Annotated in this window: 17 protein-coding genes; 10 read left to right on the forward strand and 7 right to left on the reverse strand. The window is 73.5% G+C overall.

The genetic code is table 11. From position 1 onward, the window contains the following. Positions 1-235 precede the first annotated feature (235 nt). The gene (locus NQZ70_RS29180; protein WP_129577136.1) at positions 236-4,192 is read left to right on the forward strand and encodes a M36 family metallopeptidase; all 3,957 of its coding nucleotides are present in this window, start codon (positions 236-238) and stop codon (positions 4,190-4,192) included. A 158-nt stretch (positions 4,193-4,350) separates the two neighbouring features. Next, complete coding sequence (locus NQZ70_RS29185; protein ID WP_129577137.1) at positions 4,351-5,010, forward strand: carbonic anhydrase; 660 nt, start codon at positions 4,351-4,353, stop codon at positions 5,008-5,010. A 54-nt stretch (positions 5,011-5,064) separates the two neighbouring features. Here NQZ70_RS29185 and NQZ70_RS29190 read toward each other — a convergent pair whose 3' ends face one another. Next, a complete protein-coding gene (locus tag NQZ70_RS29190; RefSeq protein WP_129577138.1) occupies positions 5,065-7,086 on the reverse strand; it encodes a lipoxygenase family protein in 2,022 nt (673 codons plus the stop codon). A 641-nt stretch (positions 7,087-7,727) separates the two neighbouring features. Between NQZ70_RS29190 and NQZ70_RS29195 the strand changes: the two genes are divergently transcribed. The 3 genes from NQZ70_RS29195 (at position 7,728) to NQZ70_RS29205 (ending at position 11,187) form a co-directional block, all read left to right on the forward strand. Beyond that, the gene (locus NQZ70_RS29195) at positions 7,728-8,621 is read left to right on the forward strand and encodes an SCE4755 family polysaccharide monooxygenase-like protein (RefSeq protein WP_129577139.1); all 894 of its coding nucleotides are present in this window, start codon (positions 7,728-7,730) and stop codon (positions 8,619-8,621) included. Positions 8,622-8,957: 336 nt separating this feature from the next. Then, on the forward strand, positions 8,958-10,829 hold the full coding sequence (locus NQZ70_RS29200) for a DUF885 domain-containing protein (protein WP_129577140.1): 1,872 nt from the start codon (positions 8,958-8,960) through the stop codon (positions 10,827-10,829). A gap of 115 nt (positions 10,830-10,944) precedes the next feature. Further along, positions 10,945-11,187: a hypothetical protein gene (locus tag NQZ70_RS29205; RefSeq protein WP_129577141.1), complete on the forward strand. Its 243-nt coding sequence runs from the start codon at positions 10,945-10,947 to the stop codon at positions 11,185-11,187. Between the two features lie 79 nt (positions 11,188-11,266). On the opposite strand, the gene NQZ70_RS29210 is transcribed toward NQZ70_RS29205, so the two are convergent. Continuing rightward, positions 11,267-11,791, reverse strand: coding sequence for a hypothetical protein (locus NQZ70_RS29210; protein WP_207217506.1), 525 nt, complete (start codon positions 11,789-11,791; stop codon positions 11,267-11,269). Positions 11,792-11,938: 147 nt separating this feature from the next. Between NQZ70_RS29210 and NQZ70_RS29215 the strand changes: the two genes are divergently transcribed. Next, positions 11,939-12,889, forward strand: coding sequence for an esterase family protein (locus NQZ70_RS29215; RefSeq protein ID WP_129577142.1), 951 nt, complete (start codon positions 11,939-11,941; stop codon positions 12,887-12,889). A gap of 62 nt (positions 12,890-12,951) precedes the next feature. On the opposite strand, the gene NQZ70_RS29220 is transcribed toward NQZ70_RS29215, so the two are convergent. Further along, a complete protein-coding gene (locus tag NQZ70_RS29220) occupies positions 12,952-13,737 on the reverse strand; it encodes a hypothetical protein (RefSeq protein ID WP_165374219.1) in 786 nt (261 codons plus the stop codon). A gap of 145 nt (positions 13,738-13,882) precedes the next feature. Next, positions 13,883-15,229 carry an AarF/ABC1/UbiB kinase family protein gene (locus NQZ70_RS29225; RefSeq protein WP_272825954.1) on the reverse strand — a complete coding sequence of 449 codons (1,347 nt, stop codon included), beginning with the start codon at positions 15,227-15,229 and terminating at the stop codon, positions 13,883-13,885. Here NQZ70_RS29225 and ybaK point away from each other — a divergent pair. The 3 genes from ybaK (at position 15,207) to NQZ70_RS29240 (ending at position 17,998) form a co-directional block, all read left to right on the forward strand. After that, entirely contained in the window at positions 15,207-15,692 is a 486-nt protein-coding gene (gene ybaK / locus NQZ70_RS29230; protein WP_129577145.1) for a Cys-tRNA(Pro) deacylase, read from the forward strand. The genes NQZ70_RS29225 and ybaK overlap by 23 nt on opposite strands. 73 nt (positions 15,693-15,765) lie before the next feature. Continuing rightward, positions 15,766-16,590 carry a hypothetical protein gene (locus NQZ70_RS29235; RefSeq protein ID WP_129577146.1) on the forward strand — a complete coding sequence of 275 codons (825 nt, stop codon included), beginning with the start codon at positions 15,766-15,768 and terminating at the stop codon, positions 16,588-16,590. A 181-nt stretch (positions 16,591-16,771) separates the two neighbouring features. Continuing rightward, positions 16,772-17,998 carry a serine/threonine-protein kinase gene (locus NQZ70_RS29240; RefSeq protein WP_129577147.1) on the forward strand — a complete coding sequence of 409 codons (1,227 nt, stop codon included), beginning with the start codon at positions 16,772-16,774 and terminating at the stop codon, positions 17,996-17,998. Here the strand turns inward: NQZ70_RS29240 and NQZ70_RS29245 are convergent. After that, the gene (locus NQZ70_RS29245; protein WP_165374674.1) at positions 17,987-18,454 is read right to left on the reverse strand and encodes a DUF2243 domain-containing protein; all 468 of its coding nucleotides are present in this window, start codon (positions 18,452-18,454) and stop codon (positions 17,987-17,989) included. The genes NQZ70_RS29240 and NQZ70_RS29245 overlap by 12 nt on opposite strands. Before the next feature lie 299 nt (positions 18,455-18,753). Here NQZ70_RS29245 and NQZ70_RS29250 point away from each other — a divergent pair, with 299 nt between their 5' ends. Then, positions 18,754-19,530 (forward strand): hypothetical protein, encoded by a 777-nt coding sequence (locus NQZ70_RS29250; RefSeq protein WP_129577149.1) that lies wholly within the window; start codon positions 18,754-18,756, stop codon positions 19,528-19,530. Positions 19,531-19,591: 61 nt separating this feature from the next. Here NQZ70_RS29250 and NQZ70_RS29255 read toward each other — a convergent pair whose 3' ends face one another. Together NQZ70_RS29255 and NQZ70_RS29260 are read right to left on the reverse strand one after the other, a co-directional pair. Then, the gene (locus NQZ70_RS29255) at positions 19,592-19,948 is read right to left on the reverse strand and encodes a hypothetical protein (RefSeq protein ID WP_129577150.1); all 357 of its coding nucleotides are present in this window, start codon (positions 19,946-19,948) and stop codon (positions 19,592-19,594) included. Positions 19,949-20,137: 189 nt separating this feature from the next. Further along, positions 20,138-20,926, reverse strand: a complete 789-nt coding sequence (locus NQZ70_RS29260; RefSeq protein WP_129577151.1) for an SDR family NAD(P)-dependent oxidoreductase — start codon at positions 20,924-20,926, stop codon at positions 20,138-20,140. Positions 20,927-20,960 lie beyond the last annotated feature (34 nt).

Below are 20,960 nucleotides of genomic sequence, written 5' to 3' on the forward strand. Positions count from 1 at the left end.
GGATCGGAGCCGCCGGACTCGCGCCCTGACAAGCGCTGGACGAGATCGCATGAGAGGCGCCTTACGACTCCGGACAGGGCGCGATCGGTCGCGCTTCCCCTGCACGCACGCTGCGGCTAGGGTGCCGCGCGTCGCGGATTCGACGGGTGGGCGCGAGGCGCCCGGGACGCAGCGCGCGGCCGTCGCGCGCGTGGCCAACAGGCGTCGTTCCCTCGGAATCGGAGAATCGAGGAACATGAAGGTTTCAGTTCGGTACACCGCGCTGTCGTTCGCGCTGCTCGCCGGTCCCCTCGCCCACGCGCGCGAGCGCCCGAATCACGATGCCTACTTCAGGGAGCCGCCGGCGCCGCCCGCCGGCGTGGCGCGCGTCGCCAGCGACGACGCGCCGGGCGCCGTCATCGCGTCGACCGACCCGCAACGCGGGGTGCCGACGTTCGTGTGGGCGACCTCGCCGGAGCACCGCCCGCCGGCCGCCACCCACAGCACGGCCGAGGCCGCCGCCCGCTGGTACGTGCAGCAGTACGCGCGCCTCTACCACCTGCCGCAGGCCGCGCTCGACACGGCCGTGGTGCGCCACATCCACGACACCGGGCGCGGCGGCATCCTCGTGACGCTGGGGCAGGACGTCGACGGGATCCCGGTCTTCCGCAGCGAGCTCAAGGTGCTCATGAAGCGCGACCTCACGCTCGTCGCCCTCGGCGGCAACCTGCACGCGTCGGCCGTCGCGCTGCCGCCCGGCGCCGGCTCCCTCCGGCCCGGCTCGAAGCGCAGCCGCGCGTTCACCGGCGCGCCGGCCCAGGCGGTCGTCCGCGCCGTGCGCGACGCGCACCGCATCGACATCAAGACGGCCGACCTCCGCGACCTCGGCGAGGCGAAGGGCGGATATCGGCTCTTCGACCTCGCGGACACCGCGCACGCGCGCCAGCGCGCCGGCAGCCTGCGCTTCGCGCAGCCGGCGCGGGTGAGGAAGGTGCTGTTTCCGCTGCCCGACCGGCTCGTGCCCGGCTACTTCGTCGAGGTCGTCTCGGGCGACGCCGAGCGCACGAGCTCCGACGCGACCGCGTGGGTGTTCGGGGCCAGCGACGGGCGGTATCTCTACCGGGAAAACCTCTCCCACGCCGCGACGTTCGATTACCGGGTCTGGGCGGAGGACGACGACAAGCACACCCCGCTCGGCGGGCCCATCGCGGACATGTCGCCGCACCCGACCGGGCGGCCCGACGGCCATCGCCCGCGGTTCATCGCGCCGAGCCTCATCTCCATCGAGGGCTTCAACACGAACCCGGACGGCCGGGCCGACCCGTGGCTGCCGGCCGACGCGACCTCGACCCGCGGCAACAACGTCGACGCCTACGCGGATCACAACGCGCCCGACGGGTTCTCCAGCGGCGATACGCGCGCGGAGCTCTCGGGGCCGGGCGCGTTCGACTACACCTATGATCCGCTCGCCGAGCCGCTCGCCGGGCCCGATCAGATCATGGCGGCCGTCACCCAGGTCTTCTACGTCACGAACTGGCTCCACGACTGGTATTACGACTCCGGCTTCACCGAGGCTGCGGGCAACGCCCAGCGCGACAACCTCGGCCGGGGCGGCATCGGCGGCGACCCGCTCCTCGCCGAGGCGCAGGACGACGCGCCCGGCGGCAGCCGCGACAACGCGAACATGGATGCGACGTACGACGGCGCGTCGCCGCGGATGCAGATGTACCTGTGGACCGGGCCGGACCTGCGGTCGCTCAGCGTCACGCCGCAGAACGCCAATTACGCGTCGAACACCGCCATGTTCGGGCCCCAGCGCTACGAGGTGACCGGCGAGCTCGCCCTCGGCGAGGACGACGCCGCGCCCCGGGGCGACGCGTGCGGGCCGATCACGAGCGACGTGGCCGGCAAGATCGCCCTCGTCGACCGCGGCGGGTGCGCCTTCGCAGAGAAGGCGCGCAACGCGCAGGAGGCCGGCGCGGTCGGCGTCATCATCGCCAACAACCGCGAGAGCGACGGGGCCCCGCGGCTCGCCGGCGACGACCCGGAGGTGACGACGCCCGCCCAGAGCGTCTCGCTGGAGGACGGCGGCGCGCTCAAGGCGGCGCTCGCGGGGGCGCAGGCGCCGCTCACGGTCACGATGACCCGAGAGCCCAGCGTGGAGCGCGACGGGACGATCGACAACACCATCGTGGCGCACGAGTGGGGCCATTACATCCACCTCCGTCAGGTCGCGTGCAGCACCCAGATGTGCGGCGCGCAGAGCGAGGGGTGGGGGGACTTCGTCGCGCTGCACATGGCGCTGCGCGAGGGCGACGACCTCGACGGCGCTTACCCGATCTCGAGCTACGGGAGCGCGGCGCTCGGCGACAGCTACTTCGGCATCCGCCGCGCGCCCTACTCCGTCGATTTCGCCAAGAACGGGCTGACGTTCCGGCACATCTCGGACGACGAGCGCCTCCCCGACCACCCGCTCAACGTCTCGGCTCCGCAGAACTCCGAGGTGCACAACGCCGGAGAGGTCTGGGCGGCGATGATGTTCGAGGCCTATGTCGCGCTGATCCGGCACGGCGGCGGCCTGACCCCGCCGCGCGCGTTCGAGCAGACCCGGCGGCGGATGAGCGATTACGTGGTGGCCGGCATGAAGCTCGCCCCCGCCAACCCGACCTTCACCGAGCAGCGCGACGCGGTGCTGGCCGCCGCGCTCGCCAGCGATCAGGGCGACTTCCGCGCGATGGCGGAGGCGTTCGCGCGGCGCGGGGCCGGCACGTGCGCCGTGTCGCCGCGCGTCGACGCGCGCGGCCTCTCCGGCGTGGTCGAGAGCTTCAAGGTCCAGCCCGAGCTCGCGCTGGTCCGCGCGGAGCTCGACGACAGCGCCGGCTCCTGCGACAGCGACGGGCTGCTCGACGCGGAGGAGTCCGGCACGGTCACGATCGAGATCGTCAATCGCGGCGCGGCGCCCCTGACCGGCGCGGCGGCGTCCATCGAGGGGCCGGGCGGCGGGGTGACCTTCCCGGAGGGCGCGCGCGCGTCGTTCGGCGACATCGCGCCGTTCGCGACCGGGACCGCGACCGTGCCGGTGAAGCTCGACCGGAACATGAAGCCCGCCGAGGACCTGAAGCTCAACCTGACGCTGAAGAGCGCCGAGGCGTGCACGCCGACGCGGGTCGAGGCCCTGGTGCGCCGCGTGAACTACGATGAGGTCCCCGGGTCGTCGACGGTCGACGGCGTGGAGACGCAGAGCACGACGTGGACGGTCGAGGGGATCTCCAGCGAGCTCGTGTGGTCGCGCGCCGAGGGGAACGCGCCGAACCGCGTGTGGCGCGGCGTCGATCTCGGGACCCTGTCCGACGCGGCGCTGGTGTCGCCGCCCCTGGAGGTCAGCGAGACCGAGCGCTTCGTGCTGACGTTCGCGCACCGGCACCAGTTCGAGGCGAGCGACGGCACGTTCTGGGACGGCGCGGTGATCGAGATCAGCGCCGATGGCGGCGAGACGTGGGTCGACGTCGCGAAGACCGCGGATCCGGGCTACGGCGGCAGGATCACGAGCGAGTCGGGCAACCCGCTGGCCAGGCGGAGGGCGTTCGTCGGCGAGAGCCCGTCGTGGCCCGAGCTCGACAGGGTGTCGGTGGATCTGGGGACCGCGTTCGCCGGAAAGACGGTGCGGGTGCGGTTCCGGGTCGGCACCGACGAGGCCGCGGGCGACACCGGCTGGGAGATCGACAACATCGGGTTCGCGGGCGTGAAGAACAAGCCGTTCGCGACGCTCGTCGAGGACACCGCCTCTTGCCAGCGAGGGCCGGCGGCCGACGCCGGGGCGGATCAGGCGGTCGCGGTGGGAGAGCTGGTGACGCTCGACGCGTCGGGGAGCTCGGATCCCGAGGAGGACGAGCTGACGTTCTCCTGGACGCAGACGGCGGGGCCGGAGGTCGAGCTCGTGGGCGACGGCGCGCGGGCGACCTTCGTGGCGCCCGAGGTGGCCGCGGCGACGGCGCTCGCGTTCGAGGTGAAGGTCAGCGACGGGATCCTGGAGGCGGCCGACCAGGTGAGCGTGGTGGTCGATCCGGCGAGGGAGCCGTCGCCGCCGGAGGAGGGGTGCGGGTGCGCGATCCCGGGGGGAGCGCCGCGCGCTCCGCTGGGCGCGCTCGGGGCGGCGGCCGCCGTCGCGGCGCTCGCGGTGCGGCGGCGGCGCGGCGGCGGCACGGCGCGGTGATCCCCGCGCGCGCCGCGCCCCGGCGCCGCGTTCCAGCGCGGCGTCGGCCGTGATCGCGGTCGGCGGTCGCTCCGAGGTCGATCGCCACGAACGGCGCACCGCGGCGGGCGACAGCCCATTGACGCCCGCCGCGCGCGCTACCACGCTGGCCGGCCGTCATGAGCATCACCGACCCCCCGCCCGCCCTGCCCCCCATTTCCGCCGGTCAGGCGCTGGAGCGGCTGATCGAGGGCAACCGGCGCTTCGCCGACAACGTCCGCAGCGAGCGCGTGGTGCTGGGCCAGCGGGAGCGGGCCGCGCTCGCGGAAGGGCAGCGGCCGTTCGCCATCATCCTCTCCTGCTCGGACTCGCGGGTGCCGTCCGAGCTCATCTTCGACCAGGGCCTCGGCGATCTGTTCGTCATCCGGGTGGCGGGCAACGTGGTGGCGCCGTCGCTGGTCGGCAGCGTGGAGTTCGCCGCCGCCGCCTTCGGGACGCGCCTCGCCGTGGTGATGGGCCACTCGCGCTGCGGCGCCATCAAGGCCACGCTGGGCGAGCTGCTCCAGGAGGAGAGCGGCGGCGTCCTCACCGACAACATCCGCGATATCGTCGAGCGCTGCCGCGCCCCGGTGCAGACGGTGGTGAGCGCCGCCGGCCGCCACGCTCCAAGGGATTTCCTGATGCGCGAGGCTGTCCGCGCCAACGTGCGCAACTCGTGCGATCACCTCCGGCACGGCAGCCGGCTGCTCGAGCGGCTGTGCGCCGAGGAGGGCATGCGCATCGTCGGCGCCGAGTACGCCCTGGAGACCGGCGAGGTGACGTTCCTCGATCGCGCGTGACGCGTCGATGACGCTCCACGACGCCTGATTCCGGCGCTTCCGGCGAGGCCGAGCCTAGATGTTGATGCTCTGCGGGATCTGCGACGGCAGGAGGACGACGTACGGGAAGCGCTGGAGGTTGCGCTTGCCGATGGTCGCCTCGATATCCATCAGCTCGCGCTGAAACGCCTCGAGGGGCTCGCGGATCCGCGCGTCGGTGAAATACGCCCCCGGGATGTTCCGGTCGTAGTCGCCGAGCCGCGAGTAGTAGACGCCGCCGAGGAGCATCATCACGTTCAGCTGGAGCAGCGCCTGCTGCAGGGGCGGCAGGTGCTGGAAGATCTCCGAGGACGGCAGGCCCGCGGTGATGCTCGGCGCCGGGGCGTAGGCGGCGAGCGGGAGCGCCGGGGTGAAGCTCATGAGGGAGCTCTGCGGGAAGTTCACGGCCGCGTGCTGGGCGCTGGCGGTGAAGATCACGTGCGTCAGCAGGTTCGCCAGATAAGCGACGGTGCGGATCGCCCCGTCCTCGCCGATGTCTTTCAGGCCACAGCCCGACGGGGAAGACAGCTCGGCGAACCAGCCTTGCAGCTCGTAATCGCCCAGCACGTCTGCGTCGCTCGTATAATAGATCGCGAGGTACCGCGACACCCACGTATGGATCGCGCCCCAGAGGAGCGTCGCGTCGTCGCGGTAGGGGTAGCTCGGCAGGGTGCTCGGGTCGTCGACGCCGCGGCGCGCGAGCGCCACCGGGAGGAACTGCTGATTGACGCTGTAGCTCAGCACGGCGTCGACCGCGAGCCGGGTGGACGACGCGATCGTCCCGGCGAGCAGGTTGTCCACCGGGCCTCCCGGGGCGATGAGATCGGCCTCGGCGGCGTTGTTGATCGCCAGGGTGCCCTGGAAATGCGGCGTGAGCAGGACGTTGACCGGGTGCTCGGGGGCGAGCTGCCGCGGGGTGGCCATCGCGAACGCCTCCATGACGAGGTGGGTCTGCCCGAGGTGCGAGATCAATTCATGGAAGTTCCCATCGGCGACCTGCACGTGGAGCTTGGCCACCTCCCACGCCACGCCGTCCGAAGGGGTGAAGATCGGGCTCGCCGCGCCCGGCGTCTGGGCGCACTGGATGGCCACCGGGCGGAGCAGGCGGCTCGGCGAGCCCGCGGCGGGCACCGCGAAGAGCGCGAGCGGCGCCTCGACGTACTTCTGCTGATCCGGCGCGGTCCCGGGCACGAGCTGCGAGAGCAGCTCGTAGTCGGCCAGGTAGAGGCGCCCCTCCGCGCCTGCCCTCGCCAGGGAGTCGCCCTCGCCCATCACCGAGCGATACTGCGTGTCGGTCACGGGGAAGCTCGCGCCGGGCGACGCGACGCGCTTGAGGACGAGCGGGTTCGGCCCCGCCACGCGCAGCCAGGCGAAGATGGAGTCGTCCTGGTAGACGCTCGCGATCTCGGGCAGGCGGAACGTCTGGAACTCCGAGACGTAGTCGTACACGCCGGTCGCCTGCCCGTACATCCCGACAAGACTGAGAAGGAGCTTCCCCGCCGCGCTCACCAGCGCATCCAGCAGCGACTTGATGATATCGCCCACCTTCTTGGTGGGATAGTTCGTCGCGCCGAGGACGCCCTCCACGGCGCGGCCCTCGGCCGCCGTGACGATCTTCTGCGCGAACCCCGCGACCACCGCGACCGCCGGCGCTCGCGGCGGCGGCGCGGGGGCGCGCTCGGGCTCGCCATGGAGCGGCGTCAGCATGAGGGTGAGCTCCCGATGACGTTGCTTGAGATCGTGGAGGACGCCCTGGATCTTGGCGCTCGTCGCGTCGTCCATCGGGCCTCCCTTCGGGGAGTGAAGCGCGCCGTCGGAGCCCACCAGCTTGGACGCCTTGGCCATCACGTTGCCGACGAGCTCGAGGATGACGAGCGCGGCCGAGCCCACCAGGATGGGGGCAAACCCCTGTCCGTTCGGAACGCTCTGGGCCACCCCGAGGGGCGATAGACGGGTGTCGTGGTCGTAGACGTACGTCTGCTGGGCGCGGGCGAGCTCGCTCTTGCGCTGCTGCTGCTCCGCGGGAGAGTCGTTCTGAGGCAGGGACGGGTTACTCATGACGCCCTCGATGTTGGAGGAACTGCAAGGAGCACCACGCTACGCCGGGTCCACACGACTGACAATCCGGCGCGTGGCCTGATCTGCAGATCGGCAGTCGAGAGATCCGGGGCGCGCACCTCGCGCTCACGCCCACACGAAACGAGAATCGACCACAGCGCCGCGGAGGACATGAAGGCAGCCCGGTGACATCGCGGCGTCGTCTGGCGGCGAGGTGCGGAGCCGTGGCAGCGCGTCCGGCCGGTCCGGGGACGCGAGCGGCCTCGTGAGCGACGGAGAGCGGCGCCGTCCGTCGAGCGCATCGAGCCGTCCGGCGCCGGCGACGTGGTCGACGGCGCGCCACAGCGGCTTCCGGATCGACGGCGAGCTGCTGGCGCCGGCGCTGCCGTCACGGGGACGAGCTTCGGGCCGGCGCGGGCGCGGCGCTGCGCCGCGGTCCGGCGACCGTTGACAGCGGCGAGTTCAAGCTTGGTTGTCGTCGCCGCGGCGATCGCGAGCTCGGGTGTCGTCGCCGCGGCGAGTTCGGGCTTGGCGGCGGACAAGCGGTGGTGGAGAGTAGGCGCCCGCGACGCCCTGGGAGGAGAGCCAACGAGTCTCCACGGGCGCGGCCGCGAGACCACCTCCTGACCTAGAGAATTGCGATGCGAACATCACGAACGAGACCCAAGGCGCCGTGGCGCGCGCCCGCGGCAGCGGCCCTCGCCGCGGCGGCCCTCGCCGCGATCGACCCGGCCGTGGCCCACGCCCACTTCGTCCTGCTCGAGCCCGCTTGCTACTCGGAACAAAGCGACCTCGGCGACCCGCAGAAGAGCGCGCCCTGCGGCCAGGCGGACCCCGGGACGCCGATCGAGCCGACCGGCGAGGTGACCACGTATGTCCAGGGTCAGACGATCAAGCTGAGGATCGACGAGACGATATTCCACCCGGGCCATTACCGCGTGTCGATCGCGGAGAAGCCGGAGTCGCTCCCCCCGGATCCGGTGGTGACCCCCGGCGCCACGCCGTGCGGCTCCACCGTCATCGAGACAGATCCGCAGCTCCCCCTCGTGGCGGACGGCCTGCTCGTCCACACGTCGGCGTTCACGGCCGAGCAAACCGTCGAGATCAAGCTCCCCGACGATCTGACCTGCGAGAACTGCACGCTGCAGGTCAGCGAGTTCATGTCAAACCACGGGATCAACAACCCGGGCGGCTGCTTCTATCACCACTGCGCGACCGTCACGATCCTCCCGCGCGAGGGTGAGCCCACCGGGTCTGGCGGCGCAGGCGGCGAATCCGGCGAGGGCGGCGCCGCATCGAGCAGCGTGAGCAGCGGCGGCTCCGGCGACGGCGCCAGCACCGCCTCCTCCGGCGGCAGCGCGGGCGACGGCGGCGCCGGCGCGAGCGGCGACGGCGGCAGCGCCGGCGCTGACGCGTCCGATTCCTCCTCTTCGTCGGGTTGCGGCTGCCGCGTCGGCGCCGCCGAGGACCCGGCGATCGCCACCGCCGCAGGCCTGCTCGCGCTCGGGCTCCTGCGCTGGCGCCGCCGCCGCTGAGCACATCGGCGCGCGAGCGAGCGCGCGCGACGCGCTCCCTGGCGCGCCACGCGGGCGACCCGCTCCGCGCCGCCAGCCCCGCGCCGCCCGCCCCGCGCCGCCCGCCCCGCGCCGCCCGCCCCGCGCCGAAGGAGGGCACGTCGCGAGATGCGCCCGCTCCGCAGGGTGATCGCCGCGCGCGCGCGGATTGGAGAAGTACGCTGTAAACCGCGGAGTTCATGAAGAACAACACAGGTCGCGGGGCGGCGCATCACGGCAGCGAAAGGCGCGCTCGCAGAGCCCTCGCGTATCTTCGTCGTGATTGGCTCGCGGCTGTGCCTGTGCCAGAGGTGCGATATGGCCCTGCGCGCCCTCCGCCCCTTCGCCGTCGTTCCCCTGCTCGTGGCCGCGTGCGCCCGCGAGGCGCCGCCTCCCGCGGCCGCGCCGGCTCCCCTGCCCTCGCCGGCGCCGCCGGCCGCCGCGAGCGCGAAGGCGGCGCCGCCCGCCGCGCCTGCGGCAGCCCCCCGCACCCCGGCGTGGGTCGAGCGCAGCAACGAGCACGCGCAGGTGCTCCTCGACGTGCTCGCGCGGTTCTCGCCGGAGCACGCCGGCGCGGCGGGGATCGAGCGCGCGGACGGGGAGATCACCGATCTCTCGCCGGGGGTCGAGGCGCGGGAGCGCGCGGCCTACCGCGCGGCCATCGTCGAGCTCCAGAAGCGGCGAGATGCCGAGGAGGACCCGGCGGTCGCCGAAGACCTGCAGATCCTGCTGGACGCCGGAGATCGCGCGGTACGCGGCTCGGAGCTCGACGAGAAGCACCGGGTCTCGTACGTGCACGTCACGGGGCTCGTGTTCACGGGCATCTCGGTCCTGCTGGACGACCGGAACTCGCCGGCGCGGCGGGCCATGGCCCTCACGCGGCTCCGGCGCTACGCAGGCCTGGAGGGGGGCCACGCGCCCATCGCCGAGCAGGCCAGGGCCAGGCTCACCCAGGACCTCGGGAAACCCGGCTTGCTCGCCCCCTCCAGGATGGAGATCGAGCGGCACCTCGCCACGAACGCCCGCGTGCGGGAGGGCATCGGAGAGCTCTTCCGGAAATACGCGATCAGCGGCCATGAAGAGCCGCTCGCCGCGCTGAACCGCCAGCTCGAGGCGTACGACGCGGCGCTGCGCGCCGACGTGCTCCCCCGGGCGCGGGTCGGCTTCGCGCTGCCCCCGCCGCTCTATGCGTTCGCGCTCGAGTCGTATGGCGTCGATCTCCCGCCCGCCGAGCTCGCGTCCCTGGCCCACGCCGCCTTCGACGATCTGAAGGCGCAGATGCAGAAGCTCTCGGTGTCGGTCGCCGCCGCGCGCAAGCTGCCGAGCGCGGATTACCGCGACGTGATCCGCGCCCTGAAACAGGAGCAGCTGGTGGGCGAGGCGATCTTGCCGCATTACAAGGAGCGGCTCGCCCAGATCGAGGCCATCATTCGGAAAGAGCGCCTCGTCACCCTGCCCGAGCGGCCGGCGCGCATCCGGCTCGGCACCGCCGCCGAGAGCGCCGAGACGCCTGCGCCGCACATGCGGCCGCCGCGGCTGCTCGACAACCAGGGCGAACAAGGGGAGTTCGTGCTGCCGCTGAGCCTCCCGGCGCCGCCCGGCTCCGCGGAGGGGCTGCGGAAGGTCGACGATTTCACCCACGCCGCGGCGTCGTGGACGCTCACCGCCCACGAGGCGCGCCCCGGACACGAGCTCCAGTTCGCCTCGCTGGTCGAGCGGGGCGTCTCGATCGCCAGGGCGGTCTTCGCGGACAACAGCGCCAACGTGGAGGGGTGGGGCCTCTACGCCGAGGCCATCGTGCTCCCGTTCATGCCGCCGGAGGGTCAGCTCGTCTCGCTGCAATACCGCCTGCTGCGGGCCGCGCGCGCCTTCCTGGACCCGGAGCTCCAGGCCGGCAAGATCACGCCCGCGGCCGCGCGCGCCCTGCTGGAGAAGGACGTGGTGCTGTCGGCGCCGTTCGCGCAGTCCGAGGTGGAGCGCTACACGTTCCGCGCGCCGGGGCAGGCGACATCGTATTTCTACGGGTTCACCCGGCTGATGGAGCTCCGCGCAGAGGTCGAGTCCAGGATGGGCCCTCGCTTCGACGCGCAGCGGTTCCACGATTTCGTGCTCGCCCAGGGGATCCTGCCGCCGAAGCTGCTCCGCAAGGCGGTGCTGGAGCGGTTCGTGGGGGCTCAGCCGGCGCGCTGAGCGACGCGAGGCGAGCGCAGAGAGAGCGCCGCCTCGATCTCGCCGGGGATCCCCTTGCGGCGCGCCTCGCCGGCTCCAGCTGTCGAGGAGGGCACGGCAGCGCCGGAGGGGACGCATGGAAGCGAGCGAGGAGGCGGCGGTACAGCGACAACCGGAAGCGCCCGAGGGCGCCGCGGCCGGCTCCGAGCCGACGGAGGAGGCGCGCGAGGAGCGGATTCCGGAGACGCCGGTCGACCGCGGGGGCGCGCTCTCGCCGCGCGAGACGCCGGAAGCGCCGGTCGAGCCCGAGGACGAGGCGTCGGACGAGTCGTTCCCGGCGAGCGATCCGCCGGCCTGGACGCCGAGCCATCCCGGCTGAGCGCGGGGGGATCGGCGGCCGTCTCTGCCGCGGCCGTGGCTTCACGTCCTCGCCGGGCGCATCGTCGGCTGCGCGCCCGTCACGCCTCGGGGACGCCCCCTTCGAGCCACCTGCGCGCGCTCTCGGCGGTGAGCTTGAAATCGGCGGCGACCCGCGACCGCCGCACGATCCCTCCGGCAGCGTCGCGCTCGGTGAGGACGGCGTGGGGGTCGTCCTCGTCGGGCACCACGTCGAGGTCCACCCGCACCCGCGCGCCGCCCTCGACCGCCACCGTCACGTTCCGGTGGAGCAGCGCCCGGCGCTGCTGGACGTGCCGCGCCAGCACCTCGTTCGCCGTCTTCACCAGGGTGGCGAACGCGCTCGCGTCGAGCGGCTTCGGGTTCTTCTTGTCGCGCCCCATCGTCCACGGCCCCACCAGCGAGGGCTCGCTCTGGCCGTCGCACGTCATCTCGACGGCCCACCCGTCGTCGTCCTCGTTCTTGATGACCCGCGCCGTCCACCCCTGGCCCCTCCACAGCTTCGGGTCCTGGTCCTCGGGGCGAACGGGGCGCGCCTGCCCCACCTCGTCGTGCGTCTCGTCGGTCGCGTCGTGCGTCGTGGCCATGGGCGCCCCGGTGTACCCGCTCGGCGCGCGCCGCGTCCACCCCGTCGGCGCGCCTCGGCCATTTCCTGTCAGCCCCCAGAGACCCGCGAGATCCCTGTGGAGCCCCGACGAGCTGGCCCGGAGCAGCCGAGCTGCGACACTCCCCGCATGCTCCTCCCCCGGCGCCCCTTCCTCGCCCTCTGCGCCGCCGCCCTCGCCCCGCGCGCCGCCCTCGCCGACCCGGCCGACGCCTCTTCCGCCGCCCCGCCGCCTCCGGCGCCCTCCGCGCCGCCGCCTCCGGCGCCCTCCGCCCCGCCGGCCTTCGACGTCCGCGACCTCCAGGTCCCCGGCGATCGCGCCCTCGGCCGGCGGTTCACGCTGCTCGTCCCGAGGCACCTCGCCCCGGGCGAGCGCGTGCCGCTGCTCGTGCTCCTCCACGGCCTCGGCGAGACCGGCGACGAGCGCCTCGGCGCCTTCGCGTGGCTCGATCGCTACGGCCTCGGGTCCGCCTACGAGCGGCTCCGCCGCCCGCCGCTCGGCCGCACCGCGCGCCGGAAGGACTGGACCGACGCACGCCTCGCCGAGGTCAACGCCGCCCTCGCGGCGCGGCCGTTCCGGGGCCTTGCGGTCGCGTGCCCGTACACGCCCAACGTCCACAAGGCCCCGAACCCCTCCGCGGCCCTCGACGGCTACGCGCGCTGGCTCGCGGAGGTGGTCCTGCCCCGCGCCCGCGCCGAGGCGCCCGTGTTCCAGGACGCGGCCCGCACCTCGCTCGACGGCTGCTCGCTCGGCGGCTACGTCGGCGTCGAGGTGTTCCTCCGCAGGCCCGAGCTCTTCGGGGCCTGGGGCGGCGTGCAGTCCGCCATCAGCACCCACCGCGCCTCGGCCTACGCCGACCGCCTCGCCCGGGCCGTCGCCGCGGCCGGCCCGCGCGATCTCCACCTGCTCACCAGCAAGGGCGACCCGTTCCACGACGCGAACGCCGCCCTCGCCGCGCAGCTCGCGAAGCGCTCGATCCCCCACACGCTCCGCGTCCTCCCGGGCCCGCACGACCAGCCGTGGCTCCGCGAGGCCGGCACGATCGAGATGCTCCTCTTCCACGACCGCCGCGCGCGCTGAAGCGCCCTCCCTCCCGGCAGGCGGAAGGCGAGGCGCGCTCCCGCGGTTGGCCGCCTCGTGGATCAAGGGTGCAAATCGCAGTCCTCGACGCAGTCATCCTGTATGCACGTCAGCAGCCCGTCAAAACAGGCCTCGCTCAGGGGGGGAGCATCTTCGGTGCAAGAGTCCCCCGCAGAGAAGAGAAGCCTGTCGAGGTTGATCCGGTCCTCGTCCGAGGTGCAGACGGATTCGTACAACCTGCACTCGGTCACGCATTCGTAGCAACGACCGTCGAAGCTGATGTGGGAGCAGAAGTTGTCCAGCGTGATGGGCGACTCGGCCGGAAACGGGGTCTCGATTTGGCGCCCGTCGAGCGCGGCGAACACCAGCCGTGCCGGCTCCTGCTCGGCGCTCTTGCTGAAGCCCATCTCGCAGCGCAAGGAGCCCAAGGACGGCAGATTCACCGCCGGGCACGGGTTCGTGATCCATCGAAAGGGCACCCAGCCGAGCGAGAACCCATCCGAGCTCGTCACGGAGAAGCTCTCCGGCGTCACCGGCAGCGGCAACGTATCCTGATTCCTGAGGACCAACGAGACCCGCAGCGCCGATTCGTCCTGGTGCCATTCGACGATCTCGAGCGCCAGGATCTCGCCGTCCGGCGCGGTCGTCCCGCTGGAGGCCGTCGTGCCGCCGCCCGCGCCAGACGCCGTCGTGCCGCCGCCCGCGCCAGACGCAGTCGTGCCGCCGCCCGCGCCAGACGCAGTCGTCCCGCTGCTCCCGTCGTCGGGCGCGTCGTCCGACGACCCGCCACAGGCGGCGGCGAGCAGGGCGAGCGCGGCGATTGTCTTTCGATGAGCGAGTCTGTTCATGTGCCCCTCCAATGCCTGCCCCGATCAAGGGCCGCGACCACGCGTTATAGCGCCGACCGCTCCCGGCATAAGCCGTCGAGCCGCTCTCCGACGCGCCCTCGCCAGCGGGTCGCGCATGCGCCGGGTCGCGCGCGCGCCCGCAGCCTTACTCGAGCAGCCCCGCCTCCCGCAGGAACGCCCGCTCGACCGCGGCGTAGTCGACCTCCACGTCGAGCCGCGCGAGCACCGAGTAGAACCCGAACTGGAGCCGGTTCAAGAACACCATGCCCGGCGGCAGCTGCACGAACCCGCTGTCCTTCACCAAGATCTGCTCCTTGATCGCCATCACGCCCTCCACAAGGCTCGTCACGTAAGCCCGCGTGACGCGGAACGGCGCGCTGAACAGCGGCTCGAAGCACCGCCGCGTGTACGCGAGCGACATCTCCTCGAACCGCCCGCCCCGCGTCCCCAGGATCAGCGCCGCGTGCCGCGCGAACGCCGCCTCGTCCTTCCGGAGCGCCGCGAGGTGCATCCCGCGCCCGTGCTCGAGCCGCGCGCCGTCGAGCGGCTCGACACAGCCGAAATCGAGGAAGGTGACCCGGCCGTCCGCGTGAAAGAGATAGTTGCCCGGGTGCGGATCCGCGTTGAACATCCCGCCGACGAGGTTGCCCTTGAACACGAACCGCCAGAGCGCCTCGGCATACGCGCGCCGGGTGCGCTCGTCGCGCGCCGCGGCCTCCTCCAGCGTCGCGCCGCGCGCGAGCTCGGCGGTGAGCACGCGGCGCGACGAGCGAGACGCGATGACCTCGGGGATGTGAATCGTCGGATCGCCCCGGTGGACGCCCGCGAAATACCGCTGTCGCTCCGCCTCGAGCGCGTAGTCGAGCTCCTCCAGGAACCGCGCCCTGACCTCCTCGAGCACGCGCTTCGAGTCGAGCGCCTTGGGCGCCATCGCGCCCACCAGCGCCTGGATCATGCCGGCGTTCTCCAGGTCGCTCGCGAGCGCCCGGTCGATCCCCGGATGCTGGACCTTCACGGCCACCGCGCGCCCGTCCGCGAGCGCCGCGCGGTGCACCTGGCCGATGGAGGCGCTCGCGAACGGCGCGTCGTCCCAGGCCGCGAAGAGCTCGTCGACGCGGGCCCCGAGGTCCTCCTCGACCACCGCGCGGACGGCGGCGGGCGAGGACACCGGCGCGGCGGCGCGGAGGGAGCGCAGCGCGGCCTCGTACGCCTCGCGCTGCGGCTCGGGGATGAAGCCGTCGACGTAGCTCGCCATCTGGCCGACCTTCGCGGCGAGCCCGCGCATCGTGCCCAGCACCTCGGCGACGTGCGCCGCGGCGTCCGCGGCGGCGTCGCCCCGCCGCGCGAGCAGGTGCGCCGCCCCCGCGCGGGCGCCGAGGCCCGCGAGGCGGACGAAGCGGTTCAGCCGGCCCTCGGGGAGCTTCTTCTCGGTCGTCATCGGCCCGGCCGGCGCGTATAGCATGCCCCGCATGAAGACCAACGCGGCGCGCATCCTCGACAGCCTCGGCATCCCGTACGAGCTGCGCACCTACGAGGTCGATCCGAGCGACCTGACCGCGAGCACCGTGGCCAGGAAGATCGGCCTGCCGCCGGAGCAGGTGTGGAAGACGCTCGTGGCGCGCGGCGACCGCAACGGCGTCTGCTTCGCGGTGGTGCCGGGCAACGCCCAGCTCGACCTCAAGGCGATCGCGCGGCTCACCGGAGACCGGAAGGTCGACACCGTGCCCCTCAAAGAGGTCCAGCCGCTCACGGGCTACGTCCGTGGCGGGGTCACGGCGCTCGGCGCGAAGAAGGCCTATCCCGTCTACGCGGACGAGACGATCGAGCTCTTCGACGTCGTCTCCATCTCGGCCGGCGTGCGAGGCACCCAGATCCTCGTCGCCCCCGGCGACTACCTGCGCGCGACGAAGGCCGCGGTCGGCCCCATCGCCGTCCCGGGCGGCGACGCAGATTGACGGCGCGCGCCGCCGGATCGCGGTATGATGGGAGCGCTCGGCCCTGGGCCGAGCCCGGGGCGGCGACGAGGATATGACCAGAGCGGCCTGCGACGTGCGCGACCCGAGCGAGCTGAGCACCGCCGAGCTGCGGCAGCTGTGCCAGGGCAGCCATCCGTGGGAGCTCGGGCTCGGGGCGGTCCAGCTGGTCGCGTCGGCCGCGGCGGGGGGCGCGGTGCTCGCCGCGGCGGCCGCGTGCATCCCCGGGCTGGTCCAGTGCATCAGCGTGGGCCCGGCGTTCGCGGCGGGGCTCGCGGTGTGGGAGTCGCTCGAGGCGGCCCGATCGTGGCTCCCGGGCGCGGCGTACCGCGAGGAGCTCGCGTTCCGCGCGTGGCACGCGGGGCTCTCGCCCTGGGCGCGGCCCCACGCGCTGCGGCGCTGGGCGAGGCGCGCGATGGCGCGCCGGCCGGCGCCGGACTGGCTCCTCGTCCTCGAAGGCATCGCGCCGGCCGGCGGCGGGCGCCGCTGGGCCAAGGTCGAGCTCTCGCTCTCGCCGTCCTCGGACGGCCCGTTCCGCTCGCAGGCCAGCGGGCACGCGCTGCTCTACCCGGGCGGCAGCGGCGCGGCCGAGCCGCGCGAGCGACGCCTCGCGCCCGAGGAGCTCGACGACCTCGGGCGCGCGCTCGCGGAGCTCCCCGACGGCCTCTCGCTCGCCCCCCCCGCCCGGCCCCGGAACCCGGCGGCGTTCAGCGGCCACTGCGAGCTGCTCATCGCCAGGAGGGCGCCGTTCGCCGTGGTTCAGCTGACGTGCGCCTTCCCATCGCTCGAGGCGGGCGCGCAGCCGCCCTCGCTGTCCCTGCTGCACCGCCTCGCGCAGATGGCGTGGGGCGAAGGCGGCCCCGCGCGGGCGGAGCGGTGATGGCGCGGAGCGCGGCGCCGCGCCCCGACCCATCTCCGCAGCTCGGCGACCCACCTCCAGAGCGCCGCGCGGCTCGAGCGGGTGAGCGCTGTTGACGTGCCTCGCCAGGCCGCCGGCGGCGCGGCCGTCCACGGGAGACGTCGTTGCCGCACCAGGGTCGCTTCGCTAGGCTGCACTGCGATTGATAGGCCAGACGATCGACCGCAAATACAAGCTCGTGCGCCTCCTCGGCGAGGGGGGGATGGGCTCCGTGTACGAGGCGGAGCACACGACCACGCAGCTGCGCGTCGCGATCAAGGTCATGAGCAGGCGCCACCTCCTGCCCGGCAGCGAGGGGGTGAAGCGCCTTCGCCGCGAGGCGCGGGCGGCGAGCGCGATCGACAGCGAGCACATCGTGCAGGTGCTCGACGCCGGCACCGACGAGGAGACGGACACCTCGTACATCGCGATGGAGCGCCTCCACGGCAAGGACCTCCAGCAGCGCATCGACGCGGTCGGGCCCCTCCCGCCGGACGTCGTGCTGCGCATCGGCGCCCAGGCGCTCGCGGGCCTGCAGAAGGCGCACGAGGCGCGCATCGTCCACCGCGACATCAAGCCGGCGAACCTCTTCCTCGCGAGGCGCCCGGACGGGTCGCTCACGGTCAAGATCCTCGACTTCGGCATCGCCAAGATCCTGGCCGATCCGCTGGCCCTGGCGCACACGACGGGGCTGACGAACACCGGCAGCGTGCTCGGCTCGCCGCTGTACATGTCGCCCGAGCAGGTGCAGAACGGCCGCGACGTCGATCACCGCACCGATCTCTGGTCGCTCGCCAGCGCCCTCTACTGCGCCGTCGCCGGCCACGCCCCGTACCAGCAGGTCGGCACGCTCGGGAAGCTCGTCTACACGATCTGCAGCACGCCGCCGCTGCCGCTCCACGAGATCGCCCCGTGGGTCCCGGTCGAGGTCGCGGCGGTCATCCACGGCGCGCTCGCCCTGGATCCTTCGGCGCGCTACCCGAGCGCCGCGGCCATGCTGGCGGCGCTGCGCCCGCTGCTCGCGGGCGGCACCGCGCTCGACCCGTCGATGATGAAGGCCGAGCGCCGCGCGCGCGGGCCCGCGTCGAGCGCTGCGTCCATCGCGCTGGCGTGGCCCGGCGGCGACCCGCTCGGCCGCTCGGTCGAGGCGGCCGCGCCGGCCCCTGGGGGCGAGACAACGGCGTCGCTCGACATGACCTCTGCCGCCGAGGGCGACGGGGGCGCGGCCGTCGCGCAGGGCGCACCGATGACCACGCTCGCCGTGCCGCCGCCGCTCACGGCGGCTGCCCCCGTGACCGAGACGCGCGACCTGTCGCTCGACGCAGCCGACCGCGCCGGCGATCCGGCCCGGCGCCTGCCCTCGCCCCGCCGCGCCCCCTCATCCCGCTGACAGCCCGGCACGCGCGCCGCGCGGCGCCGCGCGCATCAGGCGCAGGCCGCCGAGCACGAGCAAGCCCCCGGACGCGAGGAAGGCCAGATCCCAGCCCAGCTGACCTGGCCCTGGACGGACATGGTGAATCTGGAGGAGGTGATGATCGATCACCCCCTCGACCAGGTTGAACACCCCCCAGCCCACGGCGGCGGCGCCGGGGAAGATCCGCCCGGACAGCAGGGCTCCGCCCCGCTGCAGCGCGCTCCAGAGCTTGCTGACTCCTGCCACGGTGAGACCGAATGCGACAGCGCTGAACAGGCCATCTGCGAAGATGTTCCTCCGCACGTCGTCGATGGTCGCGCCCGGATGGCAGCTGAAGCAGATCAGGTGGTGCCACTGCAGGAGCTGATGGAACAGGATTCCATCGATCAGCCCGCCCGCGCCCAACCCGAAGAGCACGCCGGCCGTCTTCACGGCGCGCGATGTCCTCGTGGGGGAGTCGTGATCGAGCGGGCGCGCCGTGCTCATGGGGTCCTCCTGGGCGCAGCCCCATGCGAGGGCCAAACCACGGGCGCGCGCGGACGAGGGCGGATCGGCCGGGCCAGCGGGACCGCCGGCGTGCGTCCGTGCGACCGCGGGAGCCCGGGTCGATCGCGCTCGGGGCGATGGCCCGGCGACGTGGACTGGCTGACGCGGCGCTGGCACGGAGTTGGCACCCGCCGCAGATCCTAGGTTTCGCAGAAATCGTCGAAAGGTGTCAGATGGAGAATCGAATGAACCCGGAACGCGCCGCAGGAACGCCGGAGCCGGAGCACCAGGGTCCCAAGCCGGTCCCTTATACCTACCATGATGGTCGCGAGGACTATCTCCATGTCGGCCGACAGGGGGGCGCCGAGGCCGACCAGCCCGCGGCGCTGGTCCCCCCTTCCGAGCGGATGTCTCCCCCCGTCCAGACAACCGCCCTTCCGCCGGAGGCGAGCGCCCTGCCGCCCGCGACGGCTGTGCCGGCCGAGGCGGCCCCTCCGCCTGCTCGGGCGAGCGCTCTGCCGCCCGAGGCGACGGCCCTGCCGCCCGAGGCGCCCCGCGCGGCCGCGCAGCGCCCTCAGCAGGGGGCCCGCATGAGCGAGATCGTCACGCGCGGGCTGCGGACCGGCGCCGCGCTGACGGCGGCGACGATGTGCACGATGATGGCAGCGTCGACCCTCAAGCGCGGTTCGCCCTGGGCCTCCATGAACGCGATGGCGACGGCGGTCGGGCTCGGGGGGCGCCGCGCGAGCGACCGGTTCGATCCGGTCGTCACGCCCGCCGGGATCGCGGTGCTCGCCGGGGGCCTGCTCGCCTGGGGCATCGGCTACGAGAAGGCGCTCGACGCGACCGGAAAGCGCAGCGGCCCGCTCACGGGCGCGCTGTCGGCGCTCGGCGGCCTCCTGTTCGACGAGCTGATTTTGCCCGATCGGCTCATGAAGAACTTCCGCGACAAGATGGGCGTGCTCGGCACCCTCAGCAAATACGTCGCCCTGGGCGTCGCGAGCGCCGCGGCCCCGCGGTGAGCGCGCGAGGCGCCGGCGCGAGCGGCGCGAGCGCGGCCGCCGCCTCCCCTGTTACCCCTGGTTACCCCTGCCCGGCGGCCCTGCGCTCCTCGGCGCTCCGCTCCTCGTGCTGCGGCAGCGCGCCCGCCACCGGCCGCGCCTCGTCGGCCGCGTCGCCGCCCTGCGCCGGCGGCTCCTCCGGCGAGGCCGCCGCGCCCGCGGACGCGAGGCTGGGGTCCCGCGGCTCGAGCGAGCCCGCGGGGCCGCCGCGCCCGGACTCCTCGTAAGGACCGCCGCCGAGCGTGCCCGGCGCGCGGAGCTCGGCCTCCTTGGGATGCGGCCCGTCGAGCCGGAAGATCCCCTTCGACTGATCGACCTCGTCGACACGCCCCTTGCCCTGCGCCTGCGGCTCGGGCCGCTCCTCGTCATCGCGCCCCATGGTTCCCCTCCATCGCCGCGCGCCGTGCATCCCCCGCACACGCGCGCGCCGACCCGCTGCGTGCACGCGAGGTGCCGACGCGCGCCGTCCCCGGCCGCTCGCGCCGGCCGGGCCGAGCGGGGCCATCCCGCGCACCCGGCGGCGAGCGGCCGCGGAGGAGCGCGGCTCAGGGCGCGCGCTGGGCGCGGCTCAGCCCCCGCCCGCGTAGCCCGCGGGCCACGCGGCCGGCACGAGGCCGCCGTCGACGATGATGTCCTGGCCCGTGACGAACGAGGCCTTGTCGCTGAGGAGGAACGCGACCGCCGCGGCCACCTCTCCCGGCTTGCCGACGCGGTTCATGGCGTGGAGCGACGAGGCGAAGGCGCGGCCCTGGGGATCGTCGAGGCGCCAGCCCGCCGTGGCCATCTCCGACTCGATGATGCCGGGGCTCACCGTGTTGATGCGGATGCCCTTCTGCGCGACCTCGACCGCGGCGCCGCGCGAGAGCGCGACGAGGCCGGCCTTGGACGCGGCGTAGGCCGACAGCCCGGGAAAGGAGCGCGACGCTGCCACCGAGGCGCAGTTGACGATGGAGCCCCCGCCCCCCGCGAGCATGGCTTTGATCTGGTACTTCATGCACCAGAAGACGCCGCGGAGGTTCGTGTCCAGGAACTGGTCGTAGTCCTCGTTGCTCATCTCGATGAACGGCGCCAGAAAGCCGACCCCGGCGTTGTTGAAGCTGCCATCGAGGCGGCCGTAGGTGGAGACCGCGGCGTCCACGAGCGCCTGCACGTCGCGCTCGACCCGCATGTCGGCGGTGACCCAGGTGATCTCCCCGCCGCGGTCCTTGACGGCGGCGACGAGCTCGCGCCCCTGCGCCTCGCGCCGCGCGCTCGCGACGACCTTCGCGCCCTCGGCGGCGAGGGCGGCGGCCGTCTCCCTGCCGATGCCCGCGCTCGCGCCCGTGACGATGACGACCTTGTCTTTCAAAGCTCCCATGCCGCACATCCTCTCGCGAAGGTGATCGACGCCG

The sequence above is a fragment of the Sorangium sp. So ce836 genome (assembly GCF_028553905.1).
Classification (GTDB): domain Bacteria; phylum Myxococcota_A; class Polyangia; order Polyangiales; family Polyangiaceae; genus Sorangium; species Sorangium cellulosum_D.

Bases quoted from the DNA above. Each gene is read 5' to 3' on its own strand.
- NQZ70_RS29225 (WP_272825954.1), bottom strand. From the start codon at position 15,229: ATGCGCGCCGCGTTGGTCTTCATGCGGGGCATGCTATACGCGCCGGCC.
- NQZ70_RS29190 (WP_129577138.1), bottom strand. From the start codon at position 7,086: ATGAGTAACCCGTCCCTGCCTCAGAACGACTCTCCCGCGGAGCAGCAG.
- NQZ70_RS29235 (WP_129577146.1), top strand. From the start codon at position 15,766: ATGACCAGAGCGGCCTGCGACGTGCGCGACCCGAGCGAGCTGAGCACC.
- NQZ70_RS29205 (WP_129577141.1), top strand. From the start codon at position 10,945: ATGGAAGCGAGCGAGGAGGCGGCGGTACAGCGACAACCGGAAGCGCCC.
- NQZ70_RS29180 (WP_129577136.1), top strand. From the start codon at position 236: ATGAAGGTTTCAGTTCGGTACACCGCGCTGTCGTTCGCGCTGCTCGCC.
- NQZ70_RS29200 (WP_129577140.1), top strand. From the start codon at position 8,958: ATGGCCCTGCGCGCCCTCCGCCCCTTCGCCGTCGTTCCCCTGCTCGTG.
- NQZ70_RS29210 (WP_207217506.1), bottom strand. From the start codon at position 11,791: ATGGCCACGACGCACGACGCGACCGACGAGACGCACGACGAGGTGGGG.
- NQZ70_RS29220 (WP_165374219.1), bottom strand. From the start codon at position 13,737: ATGAACAGACTCGCTCATCGAAAGACAATCGCCGCGCTCGCCCTGCTC.
- NQZ70_RS29250 (WP_129577149.1), top strand. From the start codon at position 18,754: ATGAACCCGGAACGCGCCGCAGGAACGCCGGAGCCGGAGCACCAGGGT.
- ybaK (WP_129577145.1), top strand. From the start codon at position 15,207: ATGAAGACCAACGCGGCGCGCATCCTCGACAGCCTCGGCATCCCGTAC.
- NQZ70_RS29185 (WP_129577137.1), top strand. From the start codon at position 4,351: ATGAGCATCACCGACCCCCCGCCCGCCCTGCCCCCCATTTCCGCCGGT.
- NQZ70_RS29260 (WP_129577151.1), bottom strand. From the start codon at position 20,926: ATGGGAGCTTTGAAAGACAAGGTCGTCATCGTCACGGGCGCGAGCGCG.
- NQZ70_RS29195 (WP_129577139.1), top strand. From the start codon at position 7,728: ATGCGAACATCACGAACGAGACCCAAGGCGCCGTGGCGCGCGCCCGCG.
- NQZ70_RS29215 (WP_129577142.1), top strand. From the start codon at position 11,939: ATGCTCCTCCCCCGGCGCCCCTTCCTCGCCCTCTGCGCCGCCGCCCTC.
- NQZ70_RS29255 (WP_129577150.1), bottom strand. From the start codon at position 19,948: ATGGGGCGCGATGACGAGGAGCGGCCCGAGCCGCAGGCGCAGGGCAAG.